This is a genomic window from Desulfosporosinus metallidurans (assembly GCF_001936615.1).
Lineage (GTDB): Bacteria > Bacillota > Desulfitobacteriia > Desulfitobacteriales > Desulfitobacteriaceae > Desulfosporosinus > Desulfosporosinus metallidurans.
The window spans coordinates 1-18222 of the sequence record NZ_MLBF01000044.1; the positions used below are offsets into that span (position 1 = coordinate 1).

Annotated in this window: 17 protein-coding genes; 1 reads left to right on the plus strand and 16 read right to left on the minus strand. The window is 44.9% G+C overall.

The features are described from left to right. Positions 1 to 78: 78 nt before the first annotated feature. The 13 genes from eutC to DSOL_RS19655 form a co-directional block, all read right to left on the minus strand. Complete coding sequence (gene eutC, locus DSOL_RS19590; protein WP_075366487.1) at positions 79 to 948, minus strand: ethanolamine ammonia-lyase subunit EutC; 870 nt, start codon at positions 946 to 948, stop codon at positions 79 to 81. Between the two features lie 15 nt (positions 949 to 963). Next, on the minus strand, positions 964 to 2328 hold the full coding sequence (locus DSOL_RS19595) for an ethanolamine ammonia-lyase subunit EutB (RefSeq protein ID WP_075366488.1): 1365 nt from the start codon (positions 2326 to 2328) through the stop codon (positions 964 to 966). A 33-nt stretch (positions 2329 to 2361) separates the two neighbouring features. Then, the gene (locus DSOL_RS19600; RefSeq protein WP_075366489.1) at positions 2362 to 3771 is read right to left on the minus strand and encodes an ethanolamine ammonia-lyase reactivating factor EutA; all 1410 of its coding nucleotides are present in this window, start codon (positions 3769 to 3771) and stop codon (positions 2362 to 2364) included. Positions 3772 to 3823: 52 nt separating this feature from the next. Then, positions 3824 to 5194 (minus strand): ethanolamine permease, encoded by a 1371-nt coding sequence (gene eat / locus DSOL_RS19605; RefSeq protein ID WP_075366490.1) that lies wholly within the window; start codon positions 5192 to 5194, stop codon positions 3824 to 3826. 272 nt (positions 5195 to 5466) lie between these two features. Further along, positions 5467 to 6054, minus strand: coding sequence for an ANTAR domain-containing response regulator (locus DSOL_RS19610; RefSeq protein ID WP_075366491.1), 588 nt, complete (start codon positions 6052 to 6054; stop codon positions 5467 to 5469). Next, a complete protein-coding gene (locus tag DSOL_RS19615; RefSeq protein ID WP_075366492.1) occupies positions 6051 to 7487 on the minus strand; it encodes a sensor histidine kinase in 1437 nt (478 codons plus the stop codon). The genes DSOL_RS19610 and DSOL_RS19615 overlap by 4 nt, the downstream gene beginning before the upstream one ends. Then, the gene (locus DSOL_RS19620; protein WP_075366493.1) at positions 7468 to 7917 is read right to left on the minus strand and encodes a EutP/PduV family microcompartment system protein; all 450 of its coding nucleotides are present in this window, start codon (positions 7915 to 7917) and stop codon (positions 7468 to 7470) included. Before DSOL_RS19620 ends, DSOL_RS19615 begins: the two co-directional genes overlap by 20 nt. Continuing rightward, positions 7917 to 8255, minus strand: coding sequence for an ethanolamine utilization microcompartment protein EutS (eutS, locus tag DSOL_RS19625; RefSeq protein WP_075366494.1), 339 nt, complete (start codon positions 8253 to 8255; stop codon positions 7917 to 7919). Before eutS ends, DSOL_RS19620 begins: the two co-directional genes overlap by 1 nt. Positions 8256 to 8391: 136 nt before the next feature. After that, positions 8392 to 10311, minus strand: coding sequence for an LTA synthase family protein (locus DSOL_RS19630; protein WP_083642799.1), 1920 nt, complete (start codon positions 10309 to 10311; stop codon positions 8392 to 8394). 621 nt (positions 10312 to 10932) lie between these two features. Next, on the minus strand, positions 10933 to 11796 hold the full coding sequence (locus DSOL_RS19640) for a Cof-type HAD-IIB family hydrolase (RefSeq protein WP_075366496.1): 864 nt from the start codon (positions 11794 to 11796) through the stop codon (positions 10933 to 10935). Positions 11797 to 12108: 312 nt separating this feature from the next. Next, positions 12109 to 12900, minus strand: a complete 792-nt coding sequence (locus DSOL_RS19645) for a HisA/HisF-related TIM barrel protein (RefSeq protein WP_075366497.1) — start codon at positions 12898 to 12900, stop codon at positions 12109 to 12111. Positions 12901 to 12916: 16 nt separating this feature from the next. Further along, positions 12917 to 13981 carry a hydantoinase/oxoprolinase family protein gene (locus DSOL_RS19650; RefSeq protein ID WP_075366498.1) on the minus strand — a complete coding sequence of 355 codons (1065 nt, stop codon included), beginning with the start codon at positions 13979 to 13981 and terminating at the stop codon, positions 12917 to 12919. Positions 13982 to 14032: 51 nt separating this feature from the next. After that, the gene (locus tag DSOL_RS19655; RefSeq protein ID WP_075366499.1) at positions 14033 to 15067 is read right to left on the minus strand and encodes an ATP-grasp domain-containing protein; all 1035 of its coding nucleotides are present in this window, start codon (positions 15065 to 15067) and stop codon (positions 14033 to 14035) included. A gap of 122 nt (positions 15068 to 15189) precedes the next feature. Here DSOL_RS19655 and DSOL_RS19660 point away from each other — a divergent pair, with 122 nt between their 5' ends. Further along, entirely contained in the window at positions 15190 to 15867 is a 678-nt protein-coding gene (locus tag DSOL_RS19660; RefSeq protein WP_075366500.1) for an amino acid kinase family protein, read from the plus strand. On the opposite strand, the gene DSOL_RS19665 is transcribed toward DSOL_RS19660, so the two are convergent. Genes DSOL_RS19665 through DSOL_RS28125 form a run of 3 tightly spaced genes read right to left on the minus strand, consistent with a single transcriptional unit; the run spans position 15815 to position 18123 of the window. Continuing rightward, positions 15815 to 16570, minus strand: a complete 756-nt coding sequence (locus DSOL_RS19665; RefSeq protein WP_170871573.1) for a (5-formylfuran-3-yl)methyl phosphate synthase — start codon at positions 16568 to 16570, stop codon at positions 15815 to 15817. The genes DSOL_RS19660 and DSOL_RS19665 overlap by 53 nt on opposite strands. A 16-nt stretch (positions 16571 to 16586) precedes the next feature. After that, the gene (locus tag DSOL_RS19670; RefSeq protein ID WP_075366501.1) at positions 16587 to 17546 is read right to left on the minus strand and encodes a triphosphoribosyl-dephospho-CoA synthase; all 960 of its coding nucleotides are present in this window, start codon (positions 17544 to 17546) and stop codon (positions 16587 to 16589) included. Positions 17547 to 17559: 13 nt separating this feature from the next. Beyond that, positions 17560 to 18123: a RimK family alpha-L-glutamate ligase gene (locus tag DSOL_RS28125; RefSeq protein ID WP_075366502.1), complete on the minus strand. Its 564-nt coding sequence runs from the start codon at positions 18121 to 18123 to the stop codon at positions 17560 to 17562. Between the last annotated feature and the right edge of the window lie 99 nt (positions 18124 to 18222).

Below are 18222 nucleotides of genomic sequence, written 5' to 3' on the forward strand. Positions count from 1 at the left end.
ATCTCTTGTAGCCATTTTCTTAGTCTCCTTTCACCGTTTTGTTTTTTTATCTATAGATTTAGACAGGACTCAATCTTTTTAACTCTCTTGCTCTAGTTTAACACCCGATGCCCGTATATCAAGAATTTTCTTGATCAAACTTGCCAAATGAGCTCCGGCTTCTGCAGCAGGAGTACCACCTTTATGGATATTACTGATCACCGTTCGCTCGCTTTCGACCATACCTAACCTTGGATTATACCCCATATAGGCACTCATGCTTTCGGCAGTGCCCAGACCAGGTCGTTCTCCAATTAGAATCACGGCTACGTCTGGTTTCAATTCTTCGCCGATCACATCCATCATAGCAACTCGCCCATGCCGAACAAAGATCGTCGTTCCAAGTTTCACGCCCATGCCCTCTAGTCCCTGGGTCAAGGCTGGAAGGAGATTGGGAATATTAGCTTCCACTGCTTTACTAGAAAGCCCATCGGAAACGATGATTTGAACCATGGGTCCTTTAGGACACCCTTTGCGGAGAATCTCCAAATTTTCAGCATCAAGTTTTCTCCCTAAATCTGGTCGCGTGAGATATTCGTCTTTCGACTGGCAGAGACTTTGGACGGAAACCATATTATATTTCGCCGGAAAGTTTTCTTCAACTTCTCCAAGAACGGAGTCTTGTGCTACAGCATGATCGGCTCGAAAACGAAGTAGCGTGTCCGTTAAAGGGCGAGGACCGCAGCGCCAAACTCCTATCCGAGCAGGCGTAGAAAGCTTCATCTCCTCATATAGTGCCTTATTAACCGGATTGGGGACTTGCAAATAACGCTGTAAGTCGATTTCAGCTAAATCTGTAAGTGCATCCTCTTTTAAAACAGGAGCATTCGCCGAAACTTGACTTTTTGCTTTTCCCATATCCTTCAGCAATTCTTCTACAATCGCGCGAACATTATCTTCTAAGCCCATTAATCTATTCCCCCCTTACCTCGTGAAAATTGTAGCATCGCCGGCACGAGCCGTGAGCTTACCTTGAGCCATGATTCCCATTGATTCCGCCCACGCCTCAAACTCAGGTAAGGGCCGAAGTCTAAACAATTCTCGTAATGTTGCAATATCATGATAGCTCGTACATTGATAATTTAGCATGACATCATCACCCATTGGAATACCCATGAAGTAGGTACAACCAGCCGCAGTTAAGAGAGTGGCTAAATTTTCTATATCATTTTGATCCGCTTTCATGTGGTTAGTGTAACAGGCATCCACCCCCATAGGCAGCCCGGAAAGTTTCCCCATAAAATGATCTTCGAGGCCTGCTCGAGTGACTTGACGGGTATCATAGAGGTATTCCGGACCGATAAAGCCGACGACGGTATTGACCAAGAATGGATTATAGTGGCGGGCTAACCCGTAACAACGTGCTTCTAAGGTTACTTGATCCGCACCATGGTGAGCCTCAGATGAAAGTTCCGAACCTTGTCCTGTTTCAAAATACATGATATTTGGACCTGTTGCCCGACCCTCTTTTAACCCAAGAGCATAAGCTTCATCAAGCATCTCTTTGCTAACTCCAAACGCCTCATTACCTGTTTGAGATCCTGCGATGGATTGAAATAATAGATGAACAGGTGCCCCTTTTCTCAGAGCTTTGATTTGGGTAGAGATATGCGCAAGAACGCAAATTTGGGTGGGTACCTTCCACTCCTCAACAAATTGGTAGAGAGTTTCTAGACTGCGAATGGTAGCGGGCATGGAGTCGTCAACAGGATTGAGTCCAATGACTGCGTCTCCAACACCGTAGGCAAGCCCCTCACGCAGACTGGTTAAAATCCCGTCTACTCCATCTGTTGGATGATTGGGTTGAAGCCTTGAAGCCAAGCACCCTGTTTTGCCGATTGTCGTGTTACAGTGAGCAAGATTTTGGATTTTGGCAGCGCCTAAGATCAAGTCAAGATTACTCATGAGTTTTGCAACAGCTGCGACCATTTCCGAGGTGAGACCGCGGCTGAGACGCTTAAGATGAGAGCCAGTCGTTTCCGTGGTGAGAATATACTCCCGGAACTCTGCAACACTCCAGTTTTTAATCGTATGATAGATGGGTTCATTAACATCAGCATCAATAATACGGGAAACTTCGTCCTCCTCAAGGGGTATAACCGGGTTCAGCCGTAAATCTTCCAAGGTTAGTTCCGATAAGACTCGTTTTGCTGCGATCCGCTCTGCGGCATTTTCAGCCGCAATTCCGGCGAGAATGTCTCCGGATTTGATCTCATTAGCTTTGGACAGAACCTCTTTCACATCTTTAAAGGCAAAGGTTTGGCCAAAAAGGCGCGTTTTTAGATTCACGATATCACATCCTTTCGATGAAAATAGAAATTTCTAACGAGCGAAGACTAAAGTTTTGACTATAACAGGCACAGCATCTTCATGCGGTAATGGTTTTGCTATGTCCAAAAAGTCTCCTAGAGCGAGTTCGATTCCATCTAAACAGACCAGTGGAACAGACGGCAGAAGTCTCTGAAGTGTTTGCCCCAGCACTTTGGCAATATCTTGCTGGGCGATGATCACTTTAGGTTCTCCCTTGATTAAGGGAAGTTCACGAGCCAATTTTTCGGCGAGAGTCGAAATGGTTTGAAAGTCGGTATCAGGTAAGGCAGGAACAACTAGCGCAACCGTACGATAGAGGGAGTCGTTATAATTCTCCGCGGACTTTAGCCAAGAAAACAATCCCGACGTCTCAACCTCTGGATAAACCGCCGGCACATTGCGCAAGGGAAGCGCATACTTACTCACTGTGATTGTTGATCCTGAAACATTCACGGTATGTGCTCCCGCTCCAAGCACCGTAGCATGAATCGTCTCCGCCCCCTCATGCACCTTAAGTGAGGAATAAATGCGACTTTTACGGAACTCTTCACCCAAAAGCGGCCCGACATCCCCATGAATCCACCATTCCTTGATCCCCGGAAGGTAAATATACTTAGCTACCCCTCCGGAGAACACCACTCCATCAAGCAAAACATTCGGTAACGTATTGGTCATCACTAGGGTTTTGTCATGCTCTAGCAAAGGCTCGTGAAAGATAACCCGTTCAACACATCCCACCATGGCTTGTAAACACCTTTGAATCATGTCCATTTCATCTTCGCTTTGAGCTGAAGATCGGTTTGGATAGCAATAATTCATAATCGTTTGTCCAGGTGCGGAAATATAGGTTAAACGGTGTGTCAACGGATCGACTTCAAAAAGTCGACCGCCAACATTGACACATGCTGTACCGATGCATTTACCTCGATCAAAATAGGCAATATTTGTGGTTCCCCCACCAATATCGATATTGGCAATGCACGCATGGAAGCGTTTGGACAACTCCTCGGCTCCTGATCCTTTTCCGGCAATTACACTTTCGAGATCCGGTCCGGCCGTCGCCACGACAAAATCTCCGGCATAATCTGCTAAGGAGTGGATGATTTCCGAGGCGTTCTCTTTTTTTGCAGTCTCTCCGGTGATAATAATAGCGCCAGTGTCGATCTGTTTTGGATTTACTCCAGCCTTTTCATATTCCTTAGCAATGATCGCACGTAAAGCTGCACCATCAACGTGCTGCCGATCTTCAAACGGGGTAAAGTGCACGTTACCCATATACGTTATGCTTTTGTGGCTAATCTCCACTTTGGGTACTTGACTGCCGGGCATTACATTGACCAAGGTAAGCTGTGAAATGACTAATTGCGTAGTTGTCGTCCCGACATCAATTCCCACACTGACTAATGTCATCTCTTTTGTCATAATTACTTTTTACATGCCATTCGTTTAAGAAGGCACTTCTCCTTGCTATACCTTAGGCATCCAATTCATCCAAAACGCCAAACTCTTCTTCAAACGGACGAATATTTTTGTTACCCCATATGAAATAGTACGCGATAGCGACAGCATAAACGATTGCAACCCATTTCAAAGCCGGAATGCTTGATATAAAGACACTATACAAACAGAACAAAGCCATAAGAAAACTGATCGCTGGGATCACAGGATACCATACTTTGAATGGTCTTTTTAAATTAGGTTCTTTGACGCGTAAGATGAACAGACTAATTAGGCTGAGAAGATAGAGAACAATGGAACCAAATACGGAAATTGTAATAACCGTAGCGGTTAGCCCTGTCATTGCTACACCCAGTCCGACTAGTCCAGGAAGTAGCAATGCCCAGACTGGAGTATGATGTTTTGGGTCAACATAGGCGAGGAATTTAGGTAAATAGCCTGTACGAGCCATTGCGTAGGTCTGCCGAGAATATCCTACGATAATCCCATGAAGCGAAGCAATCAAACCGAATAAACCAATGATATTAACCAAAACTACAATAGCGCTATTTTCACCGAAGACTTGAGCTAAGGCAATAGGTAACGGAAAGTCTACCGCCGTGACCAAGTTATAATCTGCAATACCTGCTGTTAGAAATAGAGTTAGGAAGCCCATGATCATTAATGTACCCATACCACTAAGAAAACCCTTGGGGATGTCTTTCTGTGGATTTACCATTTCTTCAGCAGCCATAGCTCCACCTTCAATAGCGAGGTAGAACCAGATGGCGAAAGGAACAGCTGCCATGACTCCTTTTGTACCAAAGGGAAGAATCGGATCTGACATGACTCGAGCCATAGAAAAGTGAGGTGCTGCTGCAACCCAGTAAATAGCTAAACCAACGAGAGCAATGACGGTGACAACTAATTCCACTGTCGCGGAGGTTTTCATACCCAAGTAATTCACAAAGATAAAGAATAAGAAAGCGACAACCGTAGCAACCATTGCTGGGACGGGCGGAATGAGAAAGTGAATATACCCACCGACAGCCAGCGCAATGGCGGGAGGCGCGAACACAAACTCTATTAAACAACTGATACCGTTAATATACCCCCAAAAAGGTCCCATTGCTCTACGCGCGTAGGCAGAAGGCCCACCAGCATGGGGTATGGCCGTGGCTAACTCGGAGTAGGATAAAATAAAGGTAACATAGAAGATCGTAACAGGGATTAAGGCAATGGCTAATCCCATGGGCCCGCCTGCCCCGAAACCATAGCTCCAACCAAAATAGTTCCCCGAGATTACTAAGCCAACCGCAAGAGCCCATAAGTGAATCGGTTTTAAAACTCTAGATAAATGCGGATCTCCATTCGTTCCGGGAGTCTCAAGTTTAGTTTCAGTAGTCACACAATAACCTCCTTCGTTTTTTGTAAAATACGGTTACTTCATACCTGTCAAGATTCTAAACAACTACCCTCCCTTTACTCTACAAAAATTAAAGACCCTTTATCAACATCCTAGTAACTCAGGATGCGATAAAGGGCCCTATTGCCCAACTATTCCTTTGTGAGACCAACGACTCTGACAGGTAAAAACCTAGAACATAACTCTTATTCTTAATTCGCCATTAATTCAGTTATTCCTTCAACAAATAACTGAAATTCTGAACAAAATTCAAATTATTTTTCCTGTAAATAATCTTTCGCCTGATTTATAATTTGCGCAGCAAGATTTACGACAGAAATTCGAAGATTCATAGCCTGTTGGATTAGTAATTGATGTGCATCATAGTTACTCACTTTTTCACGGGCAGCAAGAATTGCCCGGGCACGGGCAATCAGTTTTTGACTTTGTAATTCCAATTGAGTGTTTTCTAATTTTGTACGGACATCTTGCATTTCTCTCCATCGTGCATAGGCAATCTGGATAGCTGGTAATAAATCTCGTTCCGTGATGGGTTTGACAAGATATCCATACACGCTGACTTTCTCTGCCCTGTTAATAAAGTTGGGTTGGCTATAAGCGGTAAGCAACAATACAGGTATGTTCATGGAATGTATGATTTTAGCAGTTTCTAGACCATCTAAACCCGGCATCATCACATCTAGAATTGCCAAATCTGGGGCTAGAGATTTGGCCAATTCAACTGCTTTCAAACCATTGTTTGATTCACCGCAGACGATATGTCCAGCCCCCTGCAACATTTCCTTAAGATCCAGTCGAGTTAATGCCTCATCGTCCGCAATTAAGATGGATAGTACACTCATGACGGTTCCTCCGAATAATGTTTAGGAAAACCAACAGTTACACACGTCATTCCCTCGATACGATTCATTTCAAATTCGCCGTCCAATTGTTCTCCAACTAATGAATCTACAATTTGCAAACCCAATCGCCGTTGTTTGACAATATCAAAAGGCTCGAGTGGTTCAGGCCCATTGTCCCACACAGAAAGCTGTATTTGCCCATCAGTTTCCGCTAATTTAAGGATAATCAAGCCACTACCCAGAAATTTGAAACCATGCTTAAAACTGTTGGTCAGTAGTTCGTTAATAACCAAGGCCAAAGGAACCGCTTGAGAGCTTGATAAAAGAACAGATTGCCCTTCAACTCGAGTCTCAATGTTCTGCTCTGGCAGAGCGGAGCTTTCCAATAATCCTTTAAGTATACGTTGAGAAAGCTCTCTTAAATCAACCGTGTCACAAGTTTGACAGGCAAAAACATCGTGCACCATCGAAATGGAGATGATCCGATTGATGCTTGCTAAAAATTCCGCTTTTACCTCGTCTAAGTCCGATCGTCTCATTTGAAGACGAAGTAAAGCGGCAACATTTTGTAGATTATTTTTTACACGATGATGAATTTCACGGATAATGTTACTTTGGGCGTGAAGTTCTTGTTCCTTTTTTCGAAGGTCTGTGATATCTCGAAAGGAAACAACACACCCACTCAATTCTCCGTAGGTCACCAAAGGATAAGCTTGGAAAAAGTAGTTTTTTTCAAGAATGCAATACTCGACTGGGTTTTTCAAATGATCAAGAAGTTCATCCAAAGTAGAACAATCGAACATTGTGAGGTAAAAATCATTTCCAGATGCCTCAAACCCATGAAGATCATGATAAATCTGGGCTGCCTTTTTATTGACATAGGTAATTTTATTGTTTTTATTTAAAACATACAGTCCGTTCCCAACCCAATCTTCAAACTGGGAGCCGGTCGTCGATAAATACATTAAGGTGTTACTCAATCGCTCGGCTGTTTGCGTCAGAAACTCAACTTGTTCTTCCTGCCGCAAATCTTCGGAAATATCCCGTTCCATAATCAGAGTACCAATCACGTCATCTGTAGCGTTTCGAATCGCAACCACGGTCTGCTCAATAGGTATCCCCTCTTGGCTCACCCCTCGCACATTACGACTCGTTGATCCGGTTTTAATCGTGCGATAAACCGCTGGCTCGCTGGTGGCAAAGGCCAATTCTCCCACAACACTATGACCATATAATGACCGTTTTTTTGGGCGGGCCCACGCCAACACCACGGCATCAACGCCGTCTTTTAACGGCGCATCAATGAAGATATCCGTCCCTGTTAGTTCAGAAGTATAGGGGATTTGGGAAGCCATTGTTTCTAACTTCTCAATATCGGCCTCTCCAAGATTTGTGTACTCATAGCATAATTCCTTAATCGTTTTGCAGTCCATTCAATGCCTCCAAACGCATACGCAATGGATCATATCCTTCCCCAGTCATAATTGACGTTTGAAAGCAGGGTTCTGATATTCCCGCATAAGTCAAAAAAGAAGTCGCTTGTTCGACATTCGCTTTTGGCAAATCCACTTTTGTTATGATCCCCATAACCGGTTTATTGAAAACCTTGGCAAATTTGGGCGGATAAAATGTTCGTGGTTTTGTGGCATCTTGAAGCGCCCAGATCTCAGAAACCTGATGACTCGTATCGATCAAAACATGGTAAAATCGGGGTATTTCAAGATATTCGCCCGGGCAATCAATAAAGACTTGGGAAAAATCCAACATCTGCGTCTTACGATAGCTAACTTGCTCATTCATAAGCATTTGCTTCAGAGAGGTCTTACCAGCCCCAATTCCCCCAATAAGCAATATTCTACCCATCAGCTTCTCGTCACCTCTGTCGAAGTAAACCCTAACACATTAACTAAGGTATTTACGGCAGATCTTAATGCCGCTTCGACACTGGAAACATCACCAGTAATCACTAATGAACCAGTAAAACGGTCCAAAAATCCCAGTTCAATATCTCCTGCTTTACTTGCCGCATCAGCCGCAATAATAGCTGCCTCACTCGGGGTTATCGTCATGATCCCAATGGCCCCCTTGGTTACGATGCCTAACCTTTCGTGAATGTCCCCTTGTGGGTTCGGTATAATATGAGCCATTGTTACCTGTTTACCCGGAACGTACTCTTGGATCACGCGCTGTTTTTCAACCACAATTAACCACCACCATTTCTACACATCTATTCTTCACCAAATCTTGATCCAATGGTATTACTAATATGGATACTACTTAAGAATTTCGTCGAAATTAGTCAAAACCCTTTTCAATTTTTAAATATTCGATGTTATTTTACTTAAACCCTTTTTCTTTGAAGTAATTTTTTCGAATAATGAGATCCGCTAGATCGATCCCTTGGATCTGTTTCTCTTCTTCTTGCTTGTTGGATGCCTTACCGACATATTGCTTATTGGCTAAGACCACGAAATCCTTATTAGTATCAAGCAAATTTCGCCCGAATGCGGTATTTTCATAACTCTTCTCATCGATACCCATCAGAGAAGCAACCGTAGGCATAGTATCAATCTGGCCGCCGGTTGTCTTGATTTCCTGAGCCTTCATTCCTTTATGATAAATTATAAGCGGTATGCGTTTACTGTCATCAAGCCACCAGCCTTCCTGGGGCTGAACTTGTTTTACTTCATCATTATAATACTTGTGCACTCCAGTATGGTCTCCATAGATAACTACAACCGAATTCTCCAAAACTCCACCTTTATCAAGAGTACTTAAGAAATTCCCAATTTGCTCGTCTGTATAGTTGATGCTTTGGAAATATCCACCTAATTTAGACTGATTCAACTCTTCGCTCAAAGCAAGTTTACGGTATTGAGCGGGCAAGTCAAAAGGGTTGTGACTTGTTAAGGTAACTATAAAATTATAGAAAGGCTGTTTTTCGCTCCCTATGATTGGTGCAATTTGCTTCAAATAGCTACCATCGCTGATCCCCAAGCCAATTTTTTCGTCTGCGTTGAAATGAGAAACATCCATGGTCTTTTCAAAGCCTATTGCCGTTAAGGCAGGCATCCAGTTCCAATAAGAACCTTTATCTGGATGGATGGCTAATGTACTATACCCTAAACCACGGAACAACTTAGGGAGAGAATTGTAGATATTGTTGGGATAGCGAAAAAAGGTAGCGCCCGTTCGGACAGGATAGACCGAGGTGTTTGTCATTAAGTCAGCATCTGAACTTGTGCCATTATAAACTTGTTCATAAAAATTAGAAAAGTAAAGGCTGTTTGCTAGTAGCTTATTGAGATTAGGCGTAATTTGCTGACCGTTGACCTTTTGATTTATAACGAAATTCTCAAGTGATTCAACTTGAATTATAATAAGGTTTTGTCCCTTAAAAATAGAATTATACTGATTGGGGGGCAGGCTTTTCTGCTTTTGCTCAAACCAACTTTTAATTTCTTGGTCTTCAACCGAGGTCAATTTTTCAAGCTGTTTATTTTCGTAAAAGTTATAAATATCAAAAGCATGGTAGCCTAAGGGGGAGAGATTAGACATGGTCTGATTGGGTGACCAAGAAACTCTAAATAGCATATCTTCGCCTTTTCCTTTGATATCAAGTTGAACGTGTTGGAAGTAAATATACGAAATAGAAAGTGCTAAAAGAATTAACATGGTGGCTGCGTTTCTTTTAGTCTTGGCCTGAAACTTTTTAAACTTTAGCCCGATCCCCACTATAACTAATAGGTCGATAAAAAACAGGAGATCAACGGGACGCAGCATTGACATAATACTACTGGAAAGATTATCGAGATTCGTCGTTTGACTCAATAGATACGGCGAAATAAAACTGCTAAAACCACGGTAATACATTAAATCTGCTAGAAGTAGTAAGGAAAACAAAAAGTCACAAGTAACGAGAAACCAAAAACGAGCTCTACCCTTAAATAAGTAGGCAAAACTCAGAATTATAACGCTAAAAGAGACGTAAACAAGCATTGGAGGCGGGGCGCTAAAACTATAAAAAGCTTTAAAAAAACTAAACTTGGTTGCGTTATCGTTATTGATAAGACCAAGGAAAAGTACGGACTTAATCAGCAGGGCTGCAATTGTGAAAAAAAAGACTAACATGTTGTCTATAAGCCAAACTATTCCAGATCCCATAAGGTTTCGCCAAGCTTCAGTTGGATGCCCTATGACGTTAGCAGATTCTAACTTTGAGTTGTTATAAGCCAAATCATCATCTAAACGAGACAAGAATACACCATTCCTCTACATAATAAATTTCTAACCCTATATTATTCGACAAAGATTCCACTTTTCCTCCTGTGGAAGCAGGGAAGCACAGGGACAGTTCTTAAAGAGCGCAATCGGAAGTTTTGCGCGTAAAAAAGCCCAACTGCCAAGTATACTGACTGTTGGGCCTTCATCATGACTACATCCTACACGAACCGCAAAATTTTTGATTGCCCCAGAAGAATGAAGAAGAACGAAATCTCTGCGCGATGGCTTATTTACAACACGTTCCATGTAAGTTAGAATTATTATCACGTAGACATACAAAATCCAGGGAAAGATGTGTCGAAATAAATCAAAATAGGTAAAAAAGATTGGTTTTCCATAGTACTTTGTAACCCGCGACTTCATTCTCTTCTTCTGCTGCTTCTGCTTCCAAATCGGCTAAGTGTACTATTATACCAATAATATGAACTAAGTCGATCGATAAAATAATAATGCACGAGGAAAATGAATTGGCTGATTGATAAAATTGAATGGCACAAGTAAAAGCTTCCCAAGGGTGTAAGAGATAAAATAGACAGAATGAAGCACACGAACCGTCCCTTTGCTTCCCTGGGCGCCTCCGTTACTCTTTAGGTATTATAAATTTCTAAGGACCCAATCTCCAAAAACACGGGCCAAGGCTTTAAGAACACCCATCTCTGTATTCTTGGTAGTAACCCAATCAGCCTTCTGCTGAACAATCGATGGCGCATTGCCCATTGCAACTCCGAAGCCAGCGTACTCTAGCATAGACATATCATTATAATGATCACCAACGGCCATAATGTCACTCCTCGAAATTCCAAGATGCTGGGCAATGGTTTGTAATGCCTGCCCTTTAGTGGCATGCTTGTCGCCGACTTCAAGATATCTATCCCCACTTAGAACGAAATGATAATCTACCGGATAATGATCTATATAGTGTCCCAATAACTTTATAATTTCTTCTGGTCGACCCGATATAAGTATTTTCATAAGGGACCCTAACGCGTCTGAATCGCTGCTAAAGATCGAAGACATCAAGGGCCAGGACTCCACCACCCGGACAGGAACTTTTTCCATCCGCCAAAGGGATTTCGCCCATAGGTTTTGATCTTGGCTCTTATGATTTCTTCTTAATACAATGCGATTTGAAAAATAGAGATTCACGTCCATTCCAATTTGTTCTGCGTCTTCAATAATAGATGGGATAAAAGACCTATTGAGAGGCCAACATTGCATATGTTTATATCTATCTTGGTTATAGCATTGAATCCAGGCTCCATTGAACGCGATGAGTGGCGCTTTTGTCCCAATGAGACATGCATATTCCCGCAGAGAAGGAAGATGTCTTCCTGAAGCAAGTGTTATTAGAGTTCCATGCGTTTGGAGACGCATTAATGCTTTAACAACTTGAGGAGGAATTTTCATATTTGTATCTACCAATGTACCGTCAACATCGAGGCAGACCAATCGGAACAATATCTAACACCTCCGTGGTTGTCCGTGCTTTTTAGCTATGGCCTCAACAAGAGGGGGATACTATGAAAATGATAAGGTACAATGTAATCCATTAACGGAAGATAATTTACCACTCCCACCAAACCCCATGATCGACGTTCGCTTTATATTGAGATGCATAGTGAAATCTTGCTTCAAATGAATATATCCTTGTTAAAGCCTAGCCATCTTGTGCTATATGTCCGTTAACAATATTTCTTGACAATCAAAAATTCTAACAACAAAATCGCACATAACAATTCAGCGCAAAGTTGTATGTAAAATATTAACATTTTAGATTAGTTTTAGTTGGTTTAGTTTTTCTCTAGTAAGCCGACCATCATGCAGAGCGGTCGCCACAATCGCTCCCGCAACCCCCACCTGTGCTAACCAGCGCAAATCCTCATATCCGGAAACCCCTCCGCCCAGGATTAAAGAACCTATCGTTTTATGTGGCTGTGCATCCAAAACGGTTAAGCAATCTTTAATTAGCCTTTTGTTCAGGCCCGTACTCGTGCCCACCTTACTTAGTTCTAACAATATAAAATGTTGAATGCCTAACTCCATGAGTTCCCTTAAAGCTTGTGGAGGGGTAAGACGGGTAATTTCCAAGGCAGCACTCATGATTTTGGTATCCTTAATATCAAGGCTAACCACAAGTCGCTCCGCTCCATAGCGGTTAATGATCTCTTGTAATATCGCAAACGAAGGCAAAGTCTCTGTCCCAATAATGACATAGTCAACTCCGGCTTCTAATACTTTCCCAACACCGTCTACGTCATAAACTCCCGCATCCATCATAAACAAAAGCGGTTCGAGAGTATTTACGCTTTCAGCATTTTTCCGCGCCACGAAATTCAAATGATCCTTCTTCATGGAAGACATGATTGCATCAAGATCTGCGACGTAAAACTCTCGAAGCCCCAACTGCTGAACGAATCCGTCCACAATGGGAGAGAACTCCGACGATATGCTCAAAACGCTCTCAATAGGTTGATATTTTTCCCGCTCGCCCCGAATCCCGTGCACAACCACTCCATCCTTTAGGTCCAAAGCGGGAATGATTCGGAATGGCTTTTTATTCATGATCAACGTCCCTTCTTTAACTAACCTCCAATTGGGTGGCCAATAGCCAAGCCACCGCATAGGCTGTTAAGGTATAACTTTCCCGTGCGCCCGGGATGCACTCCCACCAAGGAATCGCTTCCCACTCTAAACGTCTGGCCACTTCTTTCAGAAGAAACGAACCCTGACTTGCCATGATTAACCGTTTTGGCCATGGTTGCTCAATTCGTGAAAGGAGTTGCCAGATCCCTTCAAACACTTGCTGAATCTGTTTTTCTTGGATGAACCGAGCCAGCGCATAAATTCCATTCCGACCGAATTCCTCGGGGTCGGAAGCAACCACGCGCGCGAGACGTTGGGCACATGCTGTGAGATCCCGTCCCCCACCATCAGGGGTAGCGACATCATAATCCTCCTCCCTAATCAAGTCCAACAATCGATACACATCCGCGGTAATTGAAAAGTATTCGCTGGTAACCTTGCATGGCATGCCGTTTACATACACACAATCAACGATCGCTTGCACTTGAGTTCGCAGCACCCCTGTGTAGACCAGTTCCCCATTTAATAAACGTTCGAGATCCGTACGCCCCTTGGCCACAACCTCCCCTCGAACCAGCGGCAGAATATCTGTCGTCGTGCTACCCATATCTACAAGTAACGCAGCTTCATCTTTGACCAGTGGGCTTCGGGCCAAGGCGGTCGCACTGGCCAGCCAATTCGCTGCCGCCGCATCCAGGGGGTTCTCTCTCGTTTGAGACGGGCTAACAAAAACCCCGCGTGTTGTCCAAACGTAGATGGGAATATCGGTAAAAGCTTGCTCAACCAAACGAAGAATCGCGATAACGCCTTCCGCTTTGGACTTGAAAATATCACACAGTTCTGCCGTCATAGTTAGAGCAACGCCCTGAAGCGTCTGGCCATCTCCCATTTTCCAGTTGTACTTGAAGTCCTCTAATACGCCTTGCAATCCTTCTGGGTCTCTCCACACCTCATGGTAAACAGAATCGCCTTTGGCTCTCACAACCCGGCCACTCTCCATCTCCAACCAACACACCTTGGTATTGGCTCCGCCAATGTCCAAACCCACAATAATAGACACTCTTTACCCCTCACCTTCACAATGGGTTTTCGGATTTGCGTACGTTTCCCCTTATGAACCCACTCGATATGTAAATGTTCCGCTTAGCTCAGGTGGAGCCGGTAAACGCTGCTCCATACAGGTAAGCCAAAGATCATGCGCAAAATTCCGTTTAACGACTTCTCTCAACGCGACATAGGCCACAGAAATTCGGGAATTGATCTCCATGATCACAGGCCCCGTTACGCCGAGGACAAGGTCAACCCCAACAAATCCCGCAAGTCCATCTACCGCCTCGCAGGCACGCTTGGCAATGTCAAGGGCTTCTTGGGCCTGTGGATGCTGATAGGGAATCGTAATCCCTTGGAAATAAAGCTCTTCATCCTGAGCTATGTGTTGACGATTCAAGCTTAATGGTACCACCTGGCCGGCCGTGACGAGGCAACTGACGCTCACCGCCTCTCCGGAGATATACTCTTGTACCAGAAAAGGTGTGGGGCCTGATACCCCTTCAAATTGTTTCACGGCTCGGTCTAGGCGAACTGGATCTTTGATAACCATAACCCCTTGCCCTCCGGCCCCGGTCACTGGTTTAAGCACGATCGGCATGGGAAAACGTTCGACTATCCTTGCCTGCCAGTGAGAAGGCAAAGGAAATGTCAACCTCTCAGTGTACGGAACGGGTAAGCCATGGCTTGTCAATAATTTTATGGTTTCCGCTTTATCACTGACAAGTGCCACCGCTTTGGCCGTTGAACCCAACACCTTCTTTCCTTTCCTTTCGGCTACACCGATGAGCCTAGCCAAAAGCCCGTCGGTCTCAGGAGCGATCACTAAAACAGTGTCACACGATTCCACCATTTTCTCATATTGATCAAGCCATGTTCCAGGCCCCTCCCCAGTCCAAGAAATATGCACCCGGTCGGCATAAGGGACTTGGACCATGAGATCCTTGACGCGAGAATGAAGGACCGTAGAAATTTCCAAGCCAGGGATCTCAATAAAATCGCTCAGAACGGCATTGAGCATAGAAAATCCCAATAAAAACAAATCTTCGTTATCGTCCATTGCACCAGCAGAAAAAAACTCATAGATTAAGACTCGCAAAAATCCCTACCTCCTCAAAACCTCTTGGCTTTGGCAAAACACACGAATTCCTTTACAATAAGTTAAAAGGTTTATTCACACCTTGACGCATCTCTAATAAAAATGGCAGGAGGATGATTTTATTGCAAAAACCCATCATCATCAAACTGGGGGGAAGTTTGGTTTACAAGGAAGACGGCCAAGCCCTCAAGCTACTCGGAAACATCCTTCAAAGTTTTTCCGCAAAACACCCTTTGGTCATCGTACCCGGCGGAGGACCCTTTGCAGACAGTGTCCGCGACTATGGAGAACGATTAAACCTCAGTGAGCCGACGTGTCATTTTATGGCCTTGTTAGCCATGGATCAGTTTGCTTACCTCCTTCAGTCGTTTATTCCCGGCAGCAGATTAACTACCCTCGCCGATCCAGTGTCTTTTCATCAATCAAGTTTCCCCTCAAGCCCCCAGATCCTACTGTGCTCCCGTTACATAAGCCTCGTACCACCAGAGGACTTACCCAGGTCATGGAGCGTCACTTCAGATTCCATCGCGGCCTATCTTGCCAAACGGCTGGATGCTTCGCTCCTCGTCTTGTTAAAGAGCGTTGATATTGATCCAGAGGTCAAAGAACCGGACGTCGACGCTTATTTTCATGAAGCTCTCTCGCCAAATCTTCCGGTTTGGTTTCTGAATGGTCTTTATCCGGAACGACTTGCTGAACTTTTAGAGACCGGTCACACGCAGGGCGTCTATCTGGGGCCAAAGACCCCTACTTCTTTTGGGAAAAAAGTGCCTTTAGTACATTCACCCGTTGAGGAGTAACCTCCCCCCGCAAGCGATCTCCTCCACACGCAGCCGAACGTACCCCAATAATATCTGGACCTAAGGTCAGCAAAGAACCTATTTCTTCAGGCTTTAAAGATCCGGCCAAACCGCAGAAAAGCTGGCGATCGTGACAGTTAGCGATAAATTCTGCGATTTGTTGCCTGGATAAAAAATTTGGCAGAGACGTTCCGTTTTTCTCCCAGGTATCCACAAGACAGCCCTGAGCACCGCCATCTTGAGCGAAAGTAGTAAATTCCTCTAAAGTCCAAGACGCGGAAGGCAGGGTGTCCGCATAAGCCACGGCAACCACGGGTATCGCTTCCGGCTGAACATACGCCACCCCTTGCCTTATTTCCTGAAGGGTTGTAACGATCTCTGCGCGCGTTGCATCCGCGAGAAATGCTATTTTGAGGTAATCCGGTTGGAACTGGGCGGCTCCCATTGCGACCAAAGCTGCTGCACTGGGTTTTCCCGGAAATTCGCCTAAGGCTACACTAATTGGCTTTTTACCTTTGTATACTCGACATATGTCTGCAATAACCCCGGGACGTGGAGCACCCAAAGCTCCTTCTGCCGGATTCTTGATATCAAGGATATCCGTACCTCCCTCGAACGCGCCGTTCGCCTCCGCCAGATTAACCACACTGACCAAGAGCACAGGGACTGATGCCAAAAATGGAGAAAATGAGACTATGCCCAAAGGGACCCACTCCTTGTCATTTATTCGTTTGCAAGTTCACCTTGCCCTGACGAGTTTTCTCCCAAAGCCCGAGCCCATTTTCTAGAAATAAAACAAAAAGGATGGCTGCAATTAGGTCCGCTGTCGAGCCAGGATTCAAGTGATGCCCATCTTCTCTTAACCAGGCATCAAAGGCTGCGGCCTGTGCCCGTCCGGCATCTGTCCGCCACCCTCCTTCTTCCCAAATCATTTGAGCCCTCGCTTGAACTGTCTCACTTAAGCTTAAACCCACTTTGCGGGCAATTAGTGTATCCGGGAATTGGCTCAAAAGGAAGAGGTGTGTATGGGCAGTCGCATGGGGTAAAGATAGACCGGCGTTCAGAGCCCGTTCCAAGGCCGGAAGCCCCACCTCTAAGACCGTATGAAACTGGTTCACATATTCTAGGGCAACCATGTCCCAGCTAGCAGCTAAACGCATGGCTTCCAATAATGTAATATCCGGGGAATTTTCCTGGTAAATATCATGGCTTTTCGAGTGCCCCATGCCTGAAGGGCTTGCTATGCGAATGGCTTCATAGACGCAGCGGGTATCTTCCGCCGTAAGCCCCGTGAGGACATTGGCTATCTCCCTCGCCCAGCCCTCACGCTGCGGCTCTTTTTTCTCCCAAACGCCATTCTTTTCCTCGCAACTTTGTTCCATCAGGCTCCACGCCTTCGCCAAAGGAACCAGGAGTAAGACCATCCCTAAATTCGTATTCGTCGGAACCGCCTGGCGCGTTGCCTGGATCGCCGCTCGGATGGTTTGTCCAACCCCAAGCGCTTTAACCCGACCCAACGGCTCGGCAATAGCCACCGCACTCATATGGAAATCTTCCAGGGAACAGTCCGAAAAATCATTCAAGCGGTTTACATTCCCCACTTTAGGCGCATTGGCTTCCAGGATGCAGGCCGCTTGCGCAGCCCACGCAATATCCCAACAAAAATCATCCTTTGGCATTCTTTCTCGCCTTCTAATCTTTATTAATCGCCAATTGCACCTGACGAATGGCATACTCTGCCAGAACCCCGGCAATGTCGACATGAGTCACCGATTGCAGGCCGGTCCAGCCTGGAATCCCATTGGCTTCAATAATATAGGGTTGCCCGTGACTGATTAGTATATCTACACCAACGTAATCTGCTCCTAAAAGCTCTGCCGTTTTAAGGGCTAGCTGGCTCAGGACGGGATCCGGTTCTACGTATTCCGCAATCGCACCGCAGGCGATATTCGTCTTCCAATTTTCTCCACGGCGACGCATCGCACTGATTACTTCCCCACCGACAACAAAGAGCCGATAATCTTCATTATTATGCGGTAGAAATTCTTGTAAATAATACACATACCGGCCCAATTCCAGGGCTCGGAAAACGCGGTAAGCCACCTCTGGATCCTCGACCAAGACCATGCCTGTTCCGAGGGAGCCAAAAAGAGGTTTCACAACCACTGCCCCCATCTTCCTCACAGCTTCCATCGCCTGATCGAAGCTTTCGGTCACGACCGTTTTGGGTACTGGCAAGCCCGCATCGGCCAACAAAGCAGACGTATAAAACTTGTCGACTGTTTTTTTCCAAGACTGCAGCCCGATTAATGACTTTTAAGCCCAGCTTTTCCAACCTATGCAGTACATCGACCC